The organism is Promicromonospora xylanilytica, from assembly GCF_054782895.1.
This window is the reverse complement of sequence record NZ_BAAGRP010000015.1, coordinates 62589-79085: the sequence shown is the minus strand read 5'-3', so window position 1 is coordinate 79085 and position 16497 is coordinate 62589. Positions and strand designations below refer to the sequence as shown.

General features: G+C 72.7%; 16 protein-coding genes. 10 read left to right on the top strand and 6 right to left on the bottom strand.

Features of this window, described 5'->3' with window-relative positions; translation table 11 throughout:
• Nucleotides 1–4: 4 nt before the first annotated feature.
• On the bottom strand, nt 5–970 hold the full coding sequence (locus tag ACYVK7_RS15205; RefSeq protein WP_460888564.1) for an aldo/keto reductase: 966 nt from the start codon (nt 968–970) through the stop codon (nt 5–7).
• 183 nt (nt 971–1153) lie between these two features.
• Between ACYVK7_RS15205 and ACYVK7_RS15200 the strand changes: the two genes are divergently transcribed.
• Nucleotides 1154–2212 (top strand): 3-methyladenine DNA glycosylase, encoded by a 1059-nt coding sequence (locus ACYVK7_RS15200; RefSeq protein WP_460888563.1) that lies wholly within the window; start codon nt 1154–1156, stop codon nt 2210–2212.
• Here the strand turns inward: ACYVK7_RS15200 and ACYVK7_RS15195 are convergent.
• A complete protein-coding gene (locus ACYVK7_RS15195) occupies nt 2146–2994 on the bottom strand; it encodes a CPBP family glutamic-type intramembrane protease (protein WP_460888562.1) in 849 nt (282 codons plus the stop codon). The genes ACYVK7_RS15200 and ACYVK7_RS15195 overlap by 67 nt on opposite strands.
• A 217-nt stretch (nt 2995–3211) precedes the next feature.
• On the opposite strand from ACYVK7_RS15195, the gene ACYVK7_RS15190 reads away from it, so the two are divergent.
• The 3 genes from ACYVK7_RS15190 (at nt 3212) to ACYVK7_RS15180 (ending at nt 5747) form a co-directional block, all read left to right on the top strand.
• Nucleotides 3212–3949 carry a lytic polysaccharide monooxygenase gene (locus ACYVK7_RS15190; RefSeq protein ID WP_460888561.1) on the top strand — a complete coding sequence of 246 codons (738 nt, stop codon included), beginning with the start codon at nt 3212–3214 and terminating at the stop codon, nt 3947–3949.
• A 185-nt stretch (nt 3950–4134) separates the two neighbouring features.
• Complete coding sequence (locus ACYVK7_RS15185; protein WP_460888560.1) at nt 4135–4755, top strand: lytic polysaccharide monooxygenase auxiliary activity family 9 protein; 621 nt, start codon at nt 4135–4137, stop codon at nt 4753–4755.
• A 152-nt stretch (nt 4756–4907) separates the two neighbouring features.
• Entirely contained in the window at nt 4908–5747 is an 840-nt protein-coding gene (locus tag ACYVK7_RS15180) for a phosphotransferase (RefSeq protein ID WP_460888559.1), read from the top strand.
• Here the strand turns inward: ACYVK7_RS15180 and ACYVK7_RS15175 are convergent.
• Complete coding sequence (locus tag ACYVK7_RS15175; protein ID WP_460888558.1) at nt 5729–6970, bottom strand: DUF418 domain-containing protein; 1242 nt, start codon at nt 6968–6970, stop codon at nt 5729–5731. The genes ACYVK7_RS15180 and ACYVK7_RS15175 overlap by 19 nt on opposite strands.
• Nucleotides 6971–7076: 106 nt before the next feature.
• Between ACYVK7_RS15175 and ACYVK7_RS15170 the strand changes: the two genes are divergently transcribed.
• Nucleotides 7077–7880, top strand: coding sequence for a phosphotransferase (locus ACYVK7_RS15170; RefSeq protein WP_460888557.1), 804 nt, complete (start codon nt 7077–7079; stop codon nt 7878–7880).
• Between the two features lie 22 nt (nt 7881–7902).
• Here ACYVK7_RS15170 and ACYVK7_RS15165 read toward each other — a convergent pair whose 3' ends face one another.
• Entirely contained in the window at nt 7903–8451 is a 549-nt protein-coding gene (locus ACYVK7_RS15165; RefSeq protein ID WP_460888556.1) for a CGNR zinc finger domain-containing protein, read from the bottom strand.
• A 38-nt stretch (nt 8452–8489) separates the two neighbouring features.
• Here ACYVK7_RS15165 and ACYVK7_RS15160 point away from each other — a divergent pair, with 38 nt between their 5' ends.
• The 3 genes from ACYVK7_RS15160 (at nt 8490) to ACYVK7_RS15150 (ending at nt 13701) form a co-directional block, all read left to right on the top strand.
• Nucleotides 8490–9527 carry an EamA family transporter gene (locus ACYVK7_RS15160; RefSeq protein ID WP_460888555.1) on the top strand — a complete coding sequence of 346 codons (1038 nt, stop codon included), beginning with the start codon at nt 8490–8492 and terminating at the stop codon, nt 9525–9527.
• Nucleotides 9528–9570: 43 nt separating this feature from the next.
• The gene (locus ACYVK7_RS15155; protein WP_460888554.1) at nt 9571–12309 is read left to right on the top strand and encodes a DEAD/DEAH box helicase; all 2739 of its coding nucleotides are present in this window, start codon (nt 9571–9573) and stop codon (nt 12307–12309) included.
• 144 nt (nt 12310–12453) lie between these two features.
• Nucleotides 12454–13701 carry an SGNH/GDSL hydrolase family protein gene (locus ACYVK7_RS15150; RefSeq protein ID WP_460888553.1) on the top strand — a complete coding sequence of 416 codons (1248 nt, stop codon included), beginning with the start codon at nt 12454–12456 and terminating at the stop codon, nt 13699–13701.
• Nucleotides 13702–13736: 35 nt separating this feature from the next.
• Here the strand turns inward: ACYVK7_RS15150 and ACYVK7_RS15145 are convergent, their stop codons facing one another.
• Nucleotides 13737–14492, bottom strand: coding sequence for a TSUP family transporter (locus ACYVK7_RS15145; RefSeq protein WP_460888552.1), 756 nt, complete (start codon nt 14490–14492; stop codon nt 13737–13739).
• 70 nt (nt 14493–14562) lie between these two features.
• On the opposite strand from ACYVK7_RS15145, the gene ybaK reads away from it, so the two are divergent.
• Nucleotides 14563–15066, top strand: a complete 504-nt coding sequence (gene ybaK / locus ACYVK7_RS15140) for a Cys-tRNA(Pro) deacylase (protein WP_460888551.1) — start codon at nt 14563–14565, stop codon at nt 15064–15066.
• A 15-nt stretch (nt 15067–15081) separates the two neighbouring features.
• On the opposite strand, the gene ACYVK7_RS15135 is transcribed toward ybaK, so the two are convergent.
• Nucleotides 15082–15492 (bottom strand): YccF domain-containing protein, encoded by a 411-nt coding sequence (locus ACYVK7_RS15135; RefSeq protein ID WP_377180840.1) that lies wholly within the window; start codon nt 15490–15492, stop codon nt 15082–15084.
• A 141-nt stretch (nt 15493–15633) separates the two neighbouring features.
• Here ACYVK7_RS15135 and ACYVK7_RS15130 point away from each other — a divergent pair, with 141 nt between their 5' ends.
• A complete protein-coding gene (locus ACYVK7_RS15130) occupies nt 15634–16407 on the top strand; it encodes a YggS family pyridoxal phosphate-dependent enzyme (RefSeq protein WP_460888550.1) in 774 nt (257 codons plus the stop codon).
• The last annotated feature ends 90 nt before the right edge of the window (nt 16408–16497 follow it).

The window sequence follows — 16497 nt, the reverse complement described above, 5'->3', positions numbered from 1 at the left end:
AAGATCACGCCGGGAAGATCTGGTCCAGCTCCGCGAGGTCGTCCTCGGTGGGCGTCCAGCCCCACGCCCGGGCGTTGGCGCGCACCTGCTCGGGCCGCGTGGCCCCCGCGATCACCGACGACACCTCGGGCCGCGACAGCAGCCACGAGAACGCGACGTCCGTCTCCGTGACGCCGCGCTCGCGGCAGAACTCGCCGAACCGGTCGAGCGCCTCCCACGGGGCGGACTCCAGCAGGTGGCGCTTCGCGATGACCAGCCGGGAGCCGTCCGGCCGCGCGCCGCCCGAGTACTTGCCGGTGAGCAGGCCGTTCGCGAGCGGGAAGTACGGCAGCAGGCCGAGCCCGTACGCAGCGGCCGCCGGCAGCACCTCCTGCTCCACGCCGCGAGACAGCAGCGAGTACTCGTTCTGCGCGGACACGAACCGGGTGCCGGTGCCCAGCGACCGGGCGACGTGCTCGGCGTCGGCCACCTGCCAGCCCTTGAGGTTCGAGTGGCCCACGTAGCGCACCTTGCCGGAGCGGACCAGGTCGTCGAGCGCGGCGAGCGTCTCGTCGACCGGGGTGGCGGGGTCGGGCGCGTGCAGCTGGTAGAGGTCGATCCAGTCCGTGCCCAGCCGGCGCAGCGACGCCTCGGCGGCGCGCACGATGTACCGGCGCGAGCCGCGCGCCCCGTAGTCGGCGCCGTTCGCCCCGCGCACGTCGAGCCCGAACTTCGTGGCGACCAGCACGTCGTCGCGCCGGCCCTGGAGGGCGGCGCCGAGCAGCTCCTCCGACAGGCCGGGCCGGGCGCCGTAGCTGTCCGCCGTGTCGAAGAAGGTCACCCCGGCGTCGATGGCTGCGTCGACGAGGGCGCGCGCACCCTCGCTGGTCTCGGACGCGGTACCGGTGCGGCCGAGGTTGTTGCACCCCAGGCCGATGACGGGAACGGACAGGCCGGTGCGCCCCAGGCGCCGCAGAGGAAGGTCGGACATGCTGGCACCCTACGACGGCCCGCGGGGACATCGACCGAACTGGCGGCCGCGCTCGGGCAGCCGGGTCCGGCGGCAGACTCCTCTCTTCGAGGCCTAAGTTACTTCGCTTTGGGTGGCCTGAAAGCGAAGTAACTTAGGCCTCGAAGAGAGTGGCGACCGCAGCTCCGGCCTTACCCTGGGGCGGTGAGCACAGTCCTCGGCGAGCTGACCGCGCCCGGTGCGCGGGGCGCCGTCGTGCGCCCGGAAAGCGCGGCTCGCCCGGCGGATGCGTCTCCCGAACGGGTGCTGCGACCCGAGGAGTGGCTGCCCCTCGCGGCGGCGCACGCCCGGCGTGCGGACGAGCTCACCGCCGTCTGGCGCGCGGCCCGCGCCGCAGGGCGCAAGCACGCGATCGAGGACTTCCTCTTCACCTACTACCCCACCCGGGTGGCGCACCTGCGCCGCTGGCACCCCGGCGCGGGCGTCACGCTCACGCTGCCCGACGGCGGCCCGCGCGCCGCCGAGACCAGCGACACGCCCCAGGTCCCCGACCCGGACGACCGGACCACGTGGCGCTGGCACACGACCACCACGCACGGGGCCACGCCTGCCGGGTCCCGCGGCGTCACCCTCGACCGCGACGCGTTCCTCGCCGACCGCGGCGACACGGTCCGGTACGTCCGCGAGCTGCTGTCGGCGACGGCGTCACGGCCGGGGACGTTCGGCTGCTTCGGGCTCCACGAGTGGGCGATGGTCTACCGCGACCGGGAGGCCGGCCGCGACCAGCGGCACCCGCTGCCGCTGCGGCTCGGGCACGCGGGCACGGACGCCGTGGTCGACGCCAACCCCGTGCGCTGCTCGCACTTCGACGCGTTCCGGTTCTTCACGCCGGAGGCCTCAGGGCACAACCAGCTCCGGCCCACCCGTGCCACGCAGGTCGGCATGGAGCAGCCGGGCTGCCTGCACGCCAACATGGACCTGTACAAGTGGTGCCTCAAGCTCGGCCCCGCCGCGCCCGGCGACCTGTTGCTGGACGCGTTCGAGCTGGCCCGGGACATCCGGTGGACCGACATGGCCGCCTCCCCGTACGACGTGTCCGAGTACGGCGTGCCCGCCGTCGAGATCGAGACCCCGCACGGCAAGGCCGAGTACGTGCGGCGGCAGCGCGAGTACGCGCGGCGTTCGAACGACCTGCGCTACCGGCTGATCGAGGTCTGCGACGTCGTGCTCGGCGACACCCTCCGCGGCGCCCTCGGCGCCTGACCACGGACCGGCAGCCGCCGGACCACGACCGCCGCGGCCAGCAGCGCAACCCAGCCGAGCGCCGTCACCGTCCAGAACACCGCCGCGCCCTGCACGGACGCCTCGGTGAGCAGCTGGAGCGACGAGAGCGGCACGGCGTGGGCGAACACGGCGGGCCAGATGCTGCCCCGCCGCTCGACCAGGGCGGCGAGCAGCGGCGCCCAGGCCGCGATGCCGATCGTTGCGGCGGCGACCTCGGCCCCCGTCAGCGCCCCCACCGACAGGTACGTGAGGTGCAGGGGCAGGTGCCAGAGCATCCAGATGCCGCCGACGAGCGCGGAGGACCGCCAGAAGCCCAGCCGCCGGAGCGCGAGCTGGAGCTGGCCGCGCCACAGGACCTCCTCGCCGAACGTCGACAGGGCGAACAGCGCAGTGCCCAGCACGATCATCGGCAGCGCGGCGAGCAGCACGCCGGCGGGCTTGAGCTCCGCACCGAGCAGGAGACCCGCCAGGGCAGGGGCGACGAGCGCGGGCACCATGACCGCGAGCGCCAGGCCGTAGGAGGCGAACAGCTCGCGTGCCGAGGTGGGGCGCAGCCGCCACTGGTGGGCCAGGTGTCCGCGCCCGAGCACGACGAGGACGGCGACCAGGCTGGCGAGGGCCGGTAGGTAGCGGCCGGCGAGGACGACGGCGTTCGGCACGTCCTGGTCGGTGACCAGGAAGGGGACGCAGAGCGCGGTGACGAGCGCGAAGGCCCAGCCGACGGCGACGACGGCGGCTCGGGACTCGTGGAGAGGTCGCATGCCGGCCAGTCTTCTGCCGCGCCGCTGCCGGGGGCATCGGGGAGGCCCCTGGCCCTCCCCCTGGTTCGGCTGCGGCCCGCTCCGGGTGTGTGCCCTGAGATGTGTGCGCTGAGGTGTGTGCCCTGAGTAGGTAGTTGCCCTACTTGTCGCGGGTCCCGGCGCTTTCTAGCGTCGATGGGGTCGCATCCGGTCAATTTCACACCTTGAGGTGAGCCCCATGAGAGTCACCGCACTGCGTACTCCGGCTGCCAGAGCCTTGCTCGGCGTCTTTGCCGTCCTGGCCCTGACCTTGACGGCGCTGGTCGCCGCACCACGCTCCATGACCCCGACGGCGGAGGCCCACGGCTGGGTCGTCTCGCCACCGAGCCGCCAGGACCACTGCGCCAAGCGCACGGTGAGCTGGACCTGTGACGGCGTCGAGTACGAGCCGCACAGCGTCGAGGCGCCCAAGGGTTCGATGCTGTGCTCGGGCGGGAGCCGTTTCGCCACCCTCGACGACGACTCGCTGCCGTGGCCTCGTACGACGATCGGCAGCACGCACACCTTCCAGTGGACGCTCACGGCCCGGCACCGTACGTCCACGTGGGAGTACTTCGTGGACGGCCAGCTCTTCAAGACCGTGAACGACGGCGGGGCGCAGCCCGGCTCGACCGTCACCCATACACTGACGGGCCTGCCGAGCGGCAACCACAAGATCCTCGCCCGGTGGAACGTGTTCGACACCGGTAACGCGTTCTACGCGTGCGTGGACGTGAACGTGGGCGGTACGGGCTCGCCGGAGGACCCGACCGACCCGCCCGCCGAGGAGTGCACGGCGGCCGCGTGGGACTCGATGGCCACCTATCTGGGCGGCGATCTGGTCACGTATGCGAACCACACCTACCACGCCAAGTGGTGGACGCGGGGCGAGGTCCCGTCGTCGAGCGACGTCTGGGTGGACCAGGGCGTCTGTTAGGCCGCCCGGGCCCGCGCTGACGTACCCCGCGGTGACGTACGAGGAAGCGCGTACGAATTCACCCTCATTGTCAGGAATGCTGACATTTCCTAGGTTCGGTGCACAGCAAATTTCACCCGGTGCGGCGAGCGCAGGTCGGCTCGCCGCACCGGCCCGCCCCTATCCGCTCGACGGAAGGCATCACCGTGAACCGTGCACGCTCAGTCACCTCGAAGACCAGAGTTCTGTTCTCCGGCCTGGCGGCCTTCGCGCTCGCCGCGGGCTTCCTCGTCGCCGCCCCGGGCGCGGTCCTGCCGCAGGCTCAGGCCCACGGCTGGGTCACCAACCCGCCGAGCCGCGCCGACCACTGTGCCACCGGGAACGTCAGCTTCGACTGCGGCGGCCTGCAGTACGAGCCGCAGAGCGTCGAGGCCCCGAAGGGTTCGATGCAGTGCTCCGGCGGCAGCCGCTTCGGCGTGCTCGACGACAACTCGCTCGCCTGGCCGCGCACCAGCATCGGCAGCGAGGCCACGTTCCGGTGGACGCTCACCGTGCAGCACCGCACGTCCACCTGGGAGTACTTCGTGGACGGCCAGCTCTTCAAGACCGTGGACGACGGCGGCGCCCAGCCCGGCGCGACCGTCGAGCACACGCTGAGCGGCCTGCCGGCGGGTGACCACACCATCCTGGCCCGCTGGAACATCGCCGACACGATCAACGCCTTCTACCAGTGCGTCGACGTCACGGTGGGCGGCTCGGCGGCGCAGTCCGCGCCGGCGGAGCAGGCGGCCACCGTGGGCGCGCGAGGCGCACTGACCGCCGTCTGACGTACCACCCACACCTCGCGCCTCGTTGAGTGCGGGATGTTCGCCCCTGAGGAGCCGCCAACAGGGCGAATGTCCCGCACTCAACGAAGCTGCGTCCGCGAGCGCCACGAATCAGGAGCACTTTTTCACCCGCTCTATGGGACGATGGTGACGTGTCGAGCGTCTTCGTCGGCATCAGCCCGACGCCCGTCGAGGTACCGCCCGTCGTCCATGCCCTGGCGAACCGGCTGCGGTCGGGTGCGACGGTGGTCCCTGTGTGGCGCAACGAGTACGGCGGTCTCACCGTCCGGCTCGAGTCGGGATGCCGGAGCCGCAGCTCGTACCTCAAGTGGGTCCCCGACGGCGCCCCGTGCCCCGACCCGCTCGCCGAGGCCGACCGCCTGGTCTGGGCCGCACCGTTCGTCCCGGTCCCCCGGGTGCTGGACGCCGGTCGCGACCAGGAGGGCTCGTGGCTGCTCACCGCGGCGGTCGAGGCCGGTGGCGCGGTGGCGACGTCGGCCGTCGAGCCCCGGTGGCGCACCCAGGCCGCGCGGTCCGCGATCGCCGTCGGGGTGGGCCTGCGCCGGTTCCATGACGCGCTCCCGACCGACACCTGCCCGTTCGTCCGGACGGTACGGACGCGGGTCGCTGCGCTCAGCGCCGCCCCGAGGGCTCCGCTGAGCACGGCGGACCGCACCACGACGACGGTGGCCGTTGGCGCACCGCCGTCGGTCGACCGCGCCGTCGTGTGCCACGGTGACGCGACCGTACCGAACACGCTGCTCGACGAGGTGGGCCGGTTCGCGGCCCACGTCGACGTCGGCGACCTGGGGGTGGCGGACCGCTGGTCCGACCTCGCGGTGACCACGCGCAGCGTGACCCGCCGCTACGGCCCCGGCCTGGAGCCGCTGGTGCTCGCCGCCTACGGCGTGGCGCACGACCACGAGCGGACCACGTACTACCGCGCCCTGTGGGACGCCGAGGAGGCCCTGCGTCAGCGGCGCGCGTCGTAGACGCGGTGCATCAGCAGCTCGATGGGTCCGCGCGGCCACCGCCGCAGCCAGAGCGGCGCCACGAGCATCAGGGTCAGCGAGATGCCCGCCCAGAGGGCCACCGCCTGCCAGGGGCCGCCGCCGGCCAGCCCCAGGCCCCAGTCGTAGCAGAGCGCCGAGGCCAGCACGTTCTGCAGCACGTAGCACGACAGCGCCGTCCGCCCCACGGCCTCGACCCCGCGCCGCAGCAGGCCGGCCGGCCCCTGGCGGCGCCCCGGCGCGAGCGCCTGCGCGCGCTCGACGAGCGTCGTGCCCAGCGCCAGGATGCCGAGGGCCACCAGGGGCGGGACCAGGTAGCGGTCCACGAGGAACCAGTCCTCCCCCGCCCAGGACGTCAGTGCGTTGAGCGGCAGGCCGGCGCCCAGCCCGAACCACGCGAGCCGACGGCGGAGCGTCGCCCCGGCCTCGGTCGTCGAGAACATGCCGGCGCGCACCAGGCGGGAGCCCACCAGGAACAGGACCGTGGCCGACGGCACGATCAGGATCAGCTCGATCCGGAACACGTCCATGTGCGTGATCCGCAGCAGCACCTGGTCGAGCCAGCCGGCCGTCGACACGACGGGCGTGGAGGCCGCACCGCCGGCCTCGTCCGTCCCCTGCGCGCCGCCGGAGCTCACGAGCAGCGCGGTGACCGCGAGGATCCCCGCGACGTAGACGCCGGCCAACGCGCCGCCCCAGGCGCGGACCACCCGGTCGCTCCGTCCGATCAGGTAGGCGGCCAGGAGGGAGGCGATCGCGTACCCCATGAGCACGTCGAACTCGAAGACGAGGACGTAGTGCACCAGCCCCTCGACGAACAGGATGCCGGCGCGCAGGGCGTACCGGCCCGGCCAGCGCAGGCCGCGCCGGACCATGGACCGGTACTGCAGCTCGAGACCCACCCCGAACAGCAGCGTGAGCAGCCCGAGGAACTTGCCGTTGACCAGCGCCTGCAGCACCCGCTGCACCGGGTCGACACTGGTGAGGTTCCCGGAGATCCACTCGGCGGGCCCGCCGGGCGTGGTGAAGATCCAGACGTTGCTGGCGAGCGTGCCGAGGATCGCCACCCCGCGCAGCACGTCGAGCGCGACGATGCGGCCCGTGCCGGCACGGGTCCCCGTGCCAGCCCGTGCTGCCGTGGGGTCAGGCGCTGCGGGTGACGGCGTCGTGGCAGGTGAAGCACCCGGCGGTGTGGTGGCAGGCATGCCACGACCCTGTCGCGGCCGGCCCGCGCCGTCGTCCGCCGAACGGGCGATATCGGACCCCGCGCGTACATCGTTCGGAGGACGCCGCTTCTGGCACCCTGACCACATGACGATCCCGACCGACAGTGTCGCCGTGCCCGACGTCGTGCGGGAGATCGCCGGCGACGGCCTCGTCACGCCGGTCTGGAGCAACGAGCTCGGGGGCCTCACCTTCCGCATCGACCCGGGCGGCGCGGGACAGGACGACACCGGGCAGGGCGCCATCTACGTGAAGTGGGGGCCGCGCACGGAGCGGGCGGCCGCCGAGGGCGTCGACCTCGCCGACGAGGCAGCACGGCTGCGATGGGCGGGCGCGCGCACGCCGGTCCCGCACGTGCTCGAGGTCGGAGCCGACGAGCACGCCGAGTGGCTGGTGACGGCCGCGATCGAGGCGACCTCCGCCGTCGCGCCCCGCTGGCTGGCGCGGCCCGAGACCGCCGCCCGCGCGATCGGGGCCGGGCTGCGCGCGTTCCACGACGCGCTGCCGGTCGACGAGTGCCCGTGGACCTGGAGCATCAGCGACCGGATCGCCGCCGCCGAGACCCGGGCGGCTCGTGGCCACGCCGCCGACGGCTGGTCGGCCGAGGCGCTCGCACGCCTCCTGGACGCCCCCGACCACGACCGGCTCGTCGTCTGCCACGGCGACGCCTGCGCGCCCAACACCCTGCTCGACGACGACGGCGGCTGGGCCGCGCACGTGGACCTCGGCGCCCTGGGCATCGCCGACCGCTGGGCCGACCTCGCCATCGCGACCTACAGCCTGGGCTGGAACTACGGGCCCGGCCACGACCACCTGGTCTACGAGGCGTACGGGATCGACGAGGACCCGGACCGGGTCGCCTACTACCGCCTCCTGTGGGACCTGGGATGACCGCCGAGACGGGCCGGACCCGCTACGCCGTCACCGCCCGGTCCGCGCGCCGGGCCCGGTGCGCGGCCTGCGCGTTGCGGTTGCTGCACGTCGTCGAGCAGTAGCGCCGTGACCGGTTGCGGGAGAGGTCCAGGACGATGCCCGCGCAGTCGCTGTCGGCGCAGACGGTGAGGCGCGACATCTCGTCCTCCCGGATCACGTCGATCATCGCCATCGCGGTCTCCACCAGGATGCGGGTCGCGAACGGCGCGTCGGTGGGCACCGCGTGGATGTGCCAGTCCTCCGGCGCGTGCCGGACGAGCTGAGGGACCGCCCCCGCCGTCGCCAGCATCTCGTTCACCAGCTGCGCGGCAGGGTCGCGGCCCGCGGTGAGCAGCTCGCGCAGCCGCGGCCGCAGGGCCAGCACCTCACGGAGCTCGGCCTGGGTGCGGTCGTGGCGGCCGGTGTACGCCTGCTCCACGAAGAAGGAGTCGAGATCCGCGACCGTCGAGATCGTGACCGGCGGCTCGCCCGCGTTCACCAGTGCGACGGCGGCCTGGAGCGCCACCTCGGTGTCATGAGTGAAAACCACGTTGACACATTACCTCGCCACCCCTAACGTCAGGACTCATGAGCGCCGTGACACCTGACACCGAGCACACTGGCAGCCCCAGCAGGTTCGGTGGCGGCCGAGCGCCGGGCACCCGTCGCCTCACCTCGGGCCTCGTGCTCGCCGGCACCTCCGCGGCGGCGTTCAGCCTGTCCGGCGTGTTCGCCAGCGGGCTGCTCGACACGGGCTGGAGCCCCGGCGCCATGGTCCTGGTGCGGGTCGCGCTCGCGGCGGTCGTGGTGCTGCCGCTCGGCATCGTGTCGCTGCGCGGCGACTGGCGCCCCGTGCGCCGCAACCTCGGCCTCATCGCCGTCTACGGCGCGGTCTCCGTGGCGGGCTGCCAGTTCGCGTACTTCTCCGCGGTGCAGCACATGCCGATCGGCCCGGCCCTGCTGATCGAGTACACGTCGCCGGCGGCCGTTGTGCTCTGGTTCTGGCTGCGGCACGGGCAGCGCCCCACACGAGCCACGATCGCCGGCACGCTGCTCGCCGCCGTCGGGCTGGTGCTCGTGCTGGACCTCGTCTCCGGCGTGCCGGGGGCCACGTCGGTCAGCCCCGTCGGCGTCGCCTGGGCCCTGCTCGCCATGCTCGGCGTCTCGACCTACTTCGTCATCAACGCGAACGTCGACACCGGCCTGCCGCCGTTCGCCCTCGCCGCCGGCGGGCTGACCACCGCCTCCGTCGCGCTGGCCCTGCTCGGCGCGACCGGCCTCATGCCGATGACGTTCAGCACCGCGTCGCCGGTCTACGCGGGCACGGAGGTGCCGTGGTGGCTCCCCGTGATCGGGCTCGGCATCGTGACCGCCGGCCTGGCCTACGTCACCGGGATCGCGGCGGGCCGCCTCCTCGGCCCCCGCCTGTCCTCGTTCGTGGGCCTGTTCGAGGTCGTCGCCGCCATCGGCTTCGCCTGGCTGCTGCTCGGCCAGCTCCCCCGCGCGATCCAGCTCGTCGGCGGCGTCCTGATCCTCGTCGGTGTGATCGCGGTCCAGGCGGGCGAGAACCGGACGCGCTCGACACGCAAGGACAGGAGCCGCGCCGTCGACGGCCTGAGCACCTGAGCTCCCGGGCCCGCACGCCGGGCCTGCAACAATGGGCAGCACCATGACGGCGCCCTCCTCGACACCCTCGACCACCTCGACAGCCCTCTCCGCCAGCGGTGACCCCGGCTCGGCGTCGGGCACCCCGAAGCCCGCCGGGACCCTGATCCCGTACCTGCCGGCGCCGACGGGCAAGGATCCGGACCCGGACGTGCTGTTCGAGAGCTTCAGCGAGTGGGCCGCCGCCGGGGGGCGGGCGCTCTACCCGCACCAGGAGGAGGCCCTCCTGGAGGTCATGACGGGTTCGCACGTCGTGCTGGCGACGCCCACCGGGTCGGGCAAGTCGATGGTGGCGATGGGCGCGCAGTTCGCCGCGCTCGCGGCGCACCGGTCCGGGCGCGGCGGGCGCACCTACTACACGGCCCCGCTCAAGGCGCTGGTCAGCGAGAAGTTCTTCGACCTGGTCGCGGCGTTCGGCTCGAAGAACGTCGGCATGATGACCGGCGACTCCGCCGTGAACCCGGACGCGCCCATCATCTGCTGCACGGCCGAGATCCTGGCGAACGTCGCCCTCCGCCGCGGCAACGGCGAGGCGGACGATGACGACGACGAGGTCATCGCGCAGGTCGTCATGGACGAGTTCCACTACTACGGCGACCCACAGCGCGGCTGGGCCTGGCAGGTCCCCCTGCTGGAGCTCACGGACACGCAGTTCATCCTCATGAGCGCGACGCTCGGCGACACCACCCGGCTGCGCGAGGACATCGAGGAGCGCACCGGCCGGCCGGTGGCCGAGGTCGCCGGGGCCGAGCGCCCCGTCCCGCTCACGTTCTCCTACGTGGTCGAGCCGCTCACGGACGTCATCCAGGAGCTCGTCCAGACGCACCGCGCACCGGTCTACGTGGTCCACTTCACGCAGAAGGACGCCGTCGACCGCGCCCAGTCGCTGCTGTCGATGAACGTCTCGACCAAGTCCGAGAAGGAGGCCATCACCGCGGAGATGGGCGCCTTCCGGTTCGGCACGGGGTTCGGCAAGACCCTCAGCAAGTTCCTGCGGCACGGCGTGGGCGTGCACCACGCGGGCATGCTGCCGAAGTACCGCCGCCTCGTGGAGCGCCTCACGCAGAAGGGCCTGCTCAAGGTCGTGTGCGGCACGGACACCCTGGGTGTCGGCATCAACGTGCCGATCCGCACGGTGCTGCTGACGAGCCTGGTCAAGTACGACGGCGAGCGCATGCGCCACCTCAGCGCCCGCGAGTTCCACCAGATCGCGGGCCGTGCGGGCCGCGCCGGGTACGACACCGTGGGCGAGGTGCTCGTCATGGCACCCGAGCACGTCATCGAGAACCGCAAGCTCCTGGCCAAGGCGGGCGACGACCCGAAGAAGCTCAAGAAGATCGTCCGCAAGAAGGCCCCGTCGGGCAGCGTGAACTGGACCGAGGCCACCTTCGAGCGGCTGCGTGACGCCGACCCCGAGCCGCTCGTCTCCCAGTTCCGCGTGAACCACGCGATGGTGCTCAACGTGCTGGCCCGCGCCTCGGCGGGAACCACCGATCCCGTGGACGCCATGCGTCACCTGCTGACGGCCAACCACGACACGGAGACGCAACAGGCCGCGCACGTGCGGCAGGCGTTCCGGATCTACCGCTCGCTGCGGCTCGCCGGCGTCGTCGAGAAGGTCCGGGTGCCCGATGCCGCGGGCCGGCTCCGCCCCTCCGCGCGCCTCATGGTGGACCTCCCCCGCGACTTCGCGCTCAACCAGCCCCTGTCCCCGTTCGCCCTGGCGGCCATGGACCTGCTCGACGTCGAGAGCGCCACGCACGCGCTCGACGTCGTCTCCGTCATCGAGGCGACCCTCGACGACCCCCGCCAGGTGCTCATGGGCCAGCAGAACCGGGCCCGCGGGGAGGCCGTCGCCGCGATGAAGGCCGAGGGCATCGAGTACGAGGAGCGCATGGAGCTGCTCGAGGAGGTCACGTGGCCCAAGCCGCTGGCCGACCTCCTGGAGCCGGCGTTCCAGACCTACCGCCGTACCAACCCGTGGGTGGCCGACGCGGAACTCTCTCCCAAGTCGGTGGTGCGCGACATGGTCGAGAAGGCGATGACCTTCACCGAGATCGTGAGCGTGTACGGGCTGGAGCGCACGGAGGGCGTGGTGCTGCGATACCTCGCCGACGCCTACCGCGCGGTGCGCCAGGTGGTCCCCGAGGAGCACCGCACCGAGGAGGTGCAGGAGATCATCGAGTGGCAGGGTGAGCTCGTGCGCGGCGTCGACTCGTCGTTGCTCGACGAGTGGGAGCGCTTGGCGAACCCTGTGGACGACGACGCCGACCTCGTGACCGACGGCGAGCTGGCCGACGCCGGCGCCGAGGCGCCCGTGCGGCCGGTCACCGGCAACCCGAGGGCGTTCCGCCGGCTGGTCCGCAACGCCATGTTCCGTCGCGTCGAGCTGGCGGCGCGCGAGTCCTACGGGGCACTGGCCGCGCTGGGCGGCGGCTGGGACGCCGACGCCTGGGCCGACGCGCTCGACCCGCTGTTCGAGGAGCAGGGCGACGACGCCGTCGGCATCGGCCCGGAGGCACGGTCGGCGGCGCTGCTGACGATCCTCGAGCCGGGCGCGGAGCTGCCCGGCAGCGCCGGTGGCGACGCGGTCCGCGTGGAGCCGGGCACCTGGTGGGTGCGACAGGTCCTCGACGACGCCGACGCCAACCGCGACTGGGCCGTCACCGCGCAGATCGACCTGGCCGCGAGCGACGAGGCGGGCGAGGTCGTCCTCACCGTGCTGCACGTGGGCCAGATCTGACCGGTCGCGGGCAGGCCTGCCCGCGACAGTCCACAAATCGTCTTTGGGTCAATCTTTACCATTTGGTGGATACTTCGTACACTTCTGTTACTTGAGTCAGAGTCAGCAACGCCGCCGGCCCTGCCCGATGACAGGAGTGTCCCCATGCGCTTCCGCCCCGCCGCACTCACCGCCCTGTTCTCGCTCGTCGTCCCCGCAGCCCTCGCCAGCACAGCCCTGCCCGCCCACGCCGCACCCGTGGCCACCGACGGCCCCGGCGAGGGAGCACCATGGGTCGTGACCCTCGGTGACTCGTACATCTCCGGGGAGGCCGGCCGCTGGGCGGGCGCTTCCAACGCCGACCACCGGCGGGCCGACGCGCTCGGCGAGCACGCCTACCACGAGAACGCCGACGGCACCGGCGAGCAGATCGCCCGCTGCCACCGCGCGTCCTCCGCCGAGGCCTACATCGGCGGTGGGGTGAACGGCCTCAACCTCGCCTGCAGCGGAGCCACCACAGCCACCTCGACGGGTACGCACTTCAAGCCGGGGATCGACTTCTACGACGGCGCCGAGGGCCAGGGCCAGGCGCGCATGCTCCAGGAGGCCGCCGCCACCAGGAACGTCCGCATGGTCGTGGTCTCGATCGGCGGGAACGACTTCGAGTTCGCGGACGTCGTCCAGACCTGCGTGGTCAACTTCCTCACCTCGCCGACCTGGTGGAAGAACTACTGCCACGACGACAGGTCGGTCGCGGCCAACTTCACGGCCGCCAACGTCGCCGACGTCCGGTCCCGGGTGGCCGACTCCCTCGGCAACGTCGCCACCGCCATGGCCGACGCCGGGTACAGCACCGACCAGTGGACACTCGTGGTCCAGACCTACCCGTCGCCCGTGCCGGACGGATCAGACATCCGGTACTCGGAGTCCGGCTACACGCGCCAGTTCACCGGCGGGTGCGGCCTCTGGAACCGGGACGCCGACTGGGCCAACGCCACGGCCCTGCCCACCATCAACGGCGCCCTGCTCGGTGCCGCGTCCGACGTCGGGCTGCCCAACGTGCGCACCCTCGACATGACGCACGCGTTCGACGGCAAGCGGCTGTGCGAGGAGGGCGTCGGAATGTACGAGGAGGTGGGACTGCCCGACTGGCGGTCGCCCGGCGCCGTCGACCGGACCGAGTGGGTCAACCAGATCCGCACGGTCAGCACGATCGGCGACTCGCCGTACTTCGTCCAGGAGTCGCTGCACCCCAGCTACTGGGGACAGCTCGCGATGCGCAACTGCCTGCGCCAGGTCTGGAACGGCGGGGACCCGCGCAGCGGGAACTGCACCGTCGGCAACCTCGGGACGGCCAGGCTCACACCGTCGGGCGAGCCGCGGATGGTCCTCGGACCGCTCGACCAGGGCTGACCCGGCGCCGACCCGGACCCGGCACGATCAGCCGGTCAGCCGGCCAGACCCAGCAGGCCGCGGCCGAGCGTCGCGAACCCGCCGACGTAGGCGAGCGCCACGAGCACCTTGCGCGTGGCGCTCGCCGAGACGCGCCCGGCGAGCAGCTCGCCGAGACCGACCGACGCGACCAGGGCGACGAGGACCGTCGCCCACTCCCACCCGGCCAGGTCGGGGAACGTGGCGTCCGCGACCAGCAGCTTGGCCACGATCGCCGCCACCGCGTTGGTCAGGAAGATCGGCTGGACCGTCGCCGCGAACGCCCGCGGCTCCCAGCGGTCGAGCACAGCGTAGACAGCGATGGGCGGGCCGCTGATCCCGGCCGCGACGCTGCCGAAGCCGGCCACCGCGCCCGTGACCAGGAGGGGCAGGCGCGCCTCCGGGGCGAAGGGGCGCTTCGACCCGCGCAGGCGCGAGGTGACCTGGGCGAGCACCATCGCACCCACCACCGCGCCGCCCATGCTGATCTCGAGCACGGAGGCGCTCGCGTCCCGGATGAGCAGGGCCGCTGGCACCGTGACGACGATCGACGCCGCCACCAGCCAGCGGTAGCGGTGCCAGTCGACGCCGCGAATGGTCCGCCCGAGCACCAGCAGGGCCATCATCGCGCCGGCGAGGTTGACGAAGAGCACGCCCTCGACCGGGCCGATGAGCAGCACGATGAAGGGACCCGCGACCAGCCCGAAGCCCATGCCCGCCACCCGCTGCAACGACCCGCCGACGAGGATGGCGAGGATCAGCAGCGCGAGCACGGCCCCACCGTAGCCGAGTGGTTCCCGACCAGTTTCTGCGGGATTGCGGCGGAGACGGCACAATCGCGTCGTGGCCAAGAAGTCGGAGAGAAGAGCGCCCCACGGGACCCCGGCCGTCGTGGCCCTCGAGAAGGCGGGCGTACCGCACACCCTGCACCCCTACGAGCACGATCCGTCGAGCGACCTCAGCTTCGGTATGGAGGCGGCCGTCGCGATCGGCGCCGACGCCCCGCAGGTGTTCAAGACGCTGCTCGCCGAGGTGGACGGGAAGCTCGTCGTCGGCATCGTTCCCGTGGACCGCAAGCTCGACCTCAAGGCCCTGGCCCGCGCCGCGGGCGGCAAGCGGGCGGTGATGGCCGAGCCCGCGGCCGCCGAGCGTGCGACCGGGTACGTGGTGGGCGGCATCTCGCCGCTGGGCCAGAAGACGAGGCACGCCACGGTGCTGGACGAGTCCGCCGAGGCGTACGACGTCGTCTACGTCTCCGGGGGCCGGCGCGGGCTCGACGTGGGCCTCGCGCCGGCCGACCTGCTCACGCTCACGGGCGGCTCGACGGCGCCGATCGCCCGTGACTGATCGGGCCGAGACTGATCAGGCCGAGACGGTCTTGCGGTAGGTCGGCAGCAGGGCGTCGCTGGGCACGATCTGCTTGCCCAGCGGCATGAGCGACACCGGGATGAGCTTGAGGTTGGCCCAGGCCATCGGGATACCGATGATCGAGATCACGAGCGGGATCGCGGTGACGATGTGCCCGAGCGCGAGCCACCAGCCCGCGACGATCACCCAGATCACGTTGCCGACCAGGGCGAGCGCGCCGGAGCGCGGGCTCTCGACGACCTCGCGCCCGAACGGCCACAGGGCGTACCCCGCGATGCGGAAGGAGGCGATGCCGAACGGGATGGTGACGATGAGCAGGCAGCAGATGATCCCCGCGAGCATGTACCCGAGCCACAGCCCGAACCCCGCGAAGATGACCCAGATGATGTTCAGCAGCGTCTTCATGGGCGCCATCCTTCCGTAGGGCGGTGGGTCCGCGGAACCGGGAACCCCCTGATCCCACCCTGAACCGCTGCCGGGCGGCCGTGCAACCGCGCGAACCCGGGGATGGACCTGCCGGGACATCCGCCGAAATAGACTCGGCCCGTGCCTTCCCAGCCCGCAAGCCCCCAGCGCCCCGAGACCGGGCCAGGCCCCGGCTCCGTCGCCGGCCGGCTCGCCGTCGTCCGCGACCGTATCGCGGCGGCCGCCGGCGCCGCCGGACGTGACCCGGGCGAGGTGCGCCTCCTCGTCGCGACCAAGACGCAGACCCCGCAGGCCGTGCTCGAGGCGCTGGCGGCGGGGGTCGACCTGATCGGCGAGAACCGGGTGCAGGAGCTCGTCGCGAAGGCTCCCGCCGTGGCCGACCGAGTCGCCTCGGGTGCACTGGCGGTGCACATGATCGGTCACCTGCAGCGCAACAAGATCAACCAGGTCCTGGCCACGGCCACGGGCCTGGAGACCCTCGACTCGCTGGAGCTGGCCCGGTCGATCTCGGACCGCTGCGTGCGCGACGGGCGCACGGGCGACCGCGCGCTGGAGGTGATGGTCCAGGTCAACGTCACGGGCGAGGCGAGCAAGTCCGGCGTGGAGCCCGACGACGCGGGCGCCCTCGCCACCGCCGTGGCGGCGCTGCCCGGGCTGCGGCTGACCGGGTTCATGACCATCGGCGCGCACCTGGACGCGTCGGGCGAGCAGGCCGTCCGCGCGGGGTTCGCCCGGCTGCGCGAGATCCGGGACGCCGTGCTCGCCTCGGGGGCGCAGGGGACGTCGACCGCGACCGAGCTCTCCATGGGCATGACGGGCGACCTGGAGCTCGCGATCGCCGAGGGCGCGACGATCGTGCGGGTGGGTACGGCGGTCTTCGGCCCGCGCACGTGACCGCCACCACTCTTTGACCCAGGTCACAGACGTAGGACCCACCCGGCGGCTAGGGTCCTCGGGTCTCCCCTGCCGACTCCCCTGGAGTGA

Bases quoted from the DNA above. Each gene is read 5' to 3' on its own strand.
- ACYVK7_RS15135 (WP_377180840.1), bottom strand. From the start codon at position 15,492: ATGAAGACGCTGCTGAACATCATCTGGGTCATCTTCGCGGGGTTCGGG.
- ACYVK7_RS15190 (WP_460888561.1), top strand. From the start codon at position 3,212: ATGAGAGTCACCGCACTGCGTACTCCGGCTGCCAGAGCCTTGCTCGGC.
- ACYVK7_RS15205 (WP_460888564.1), bottom strand. From the start codon at position 970: ATGTCCGACCTTCCTCTGCGGCGCCTGGGGCGCACCGGCCTGTCCGTT.
- ACYVK7_RS15195 (WP_460888562.1), bottom strand. From the start codon at position 2,994: ATGCGACCTCTCCACGAGTCCCGAGCCGCCGTCGTCGCCGTCGGCTGG.
- ACYVK7_RS15150 (WP_460888553.1), top strand. From the start codon at position 12,454: ATGCGCTTCCGCCCCGCCGCACTCACCGCCCTGTTCTCGCTCGTCGTC.
- ACYVK7_RS15175 (WP_460888558.1), bottom strand. From the start codon at position 6,970: ATGCCTGCCACCACACCGCCGGGTGCTTCACCTGCCACGACGCCGTCA.
- ACYVK7_RS15155 (WP_460888554.1), top strand. From the start codon at position 9,571: ATGACGGCGCCCTCCTCGACACCCTCGACCACCTCGACAGCCCTCTCC.
- ACYVK7_RS15170 (WP_460888557.1), top strand. From the start codon at position 7,077: ATGACGATCCCGACCGACAGTGTCGCCGTGCCCGACGTCGTGCGGGAG.
- ACYVK7_RS15160 (WP_460888555.1), top strand. From the start codon at position 8,490: ATGAGCGCCGTGACACCTGACACCGAGCACACTGGCAGCCCCAGCAGG.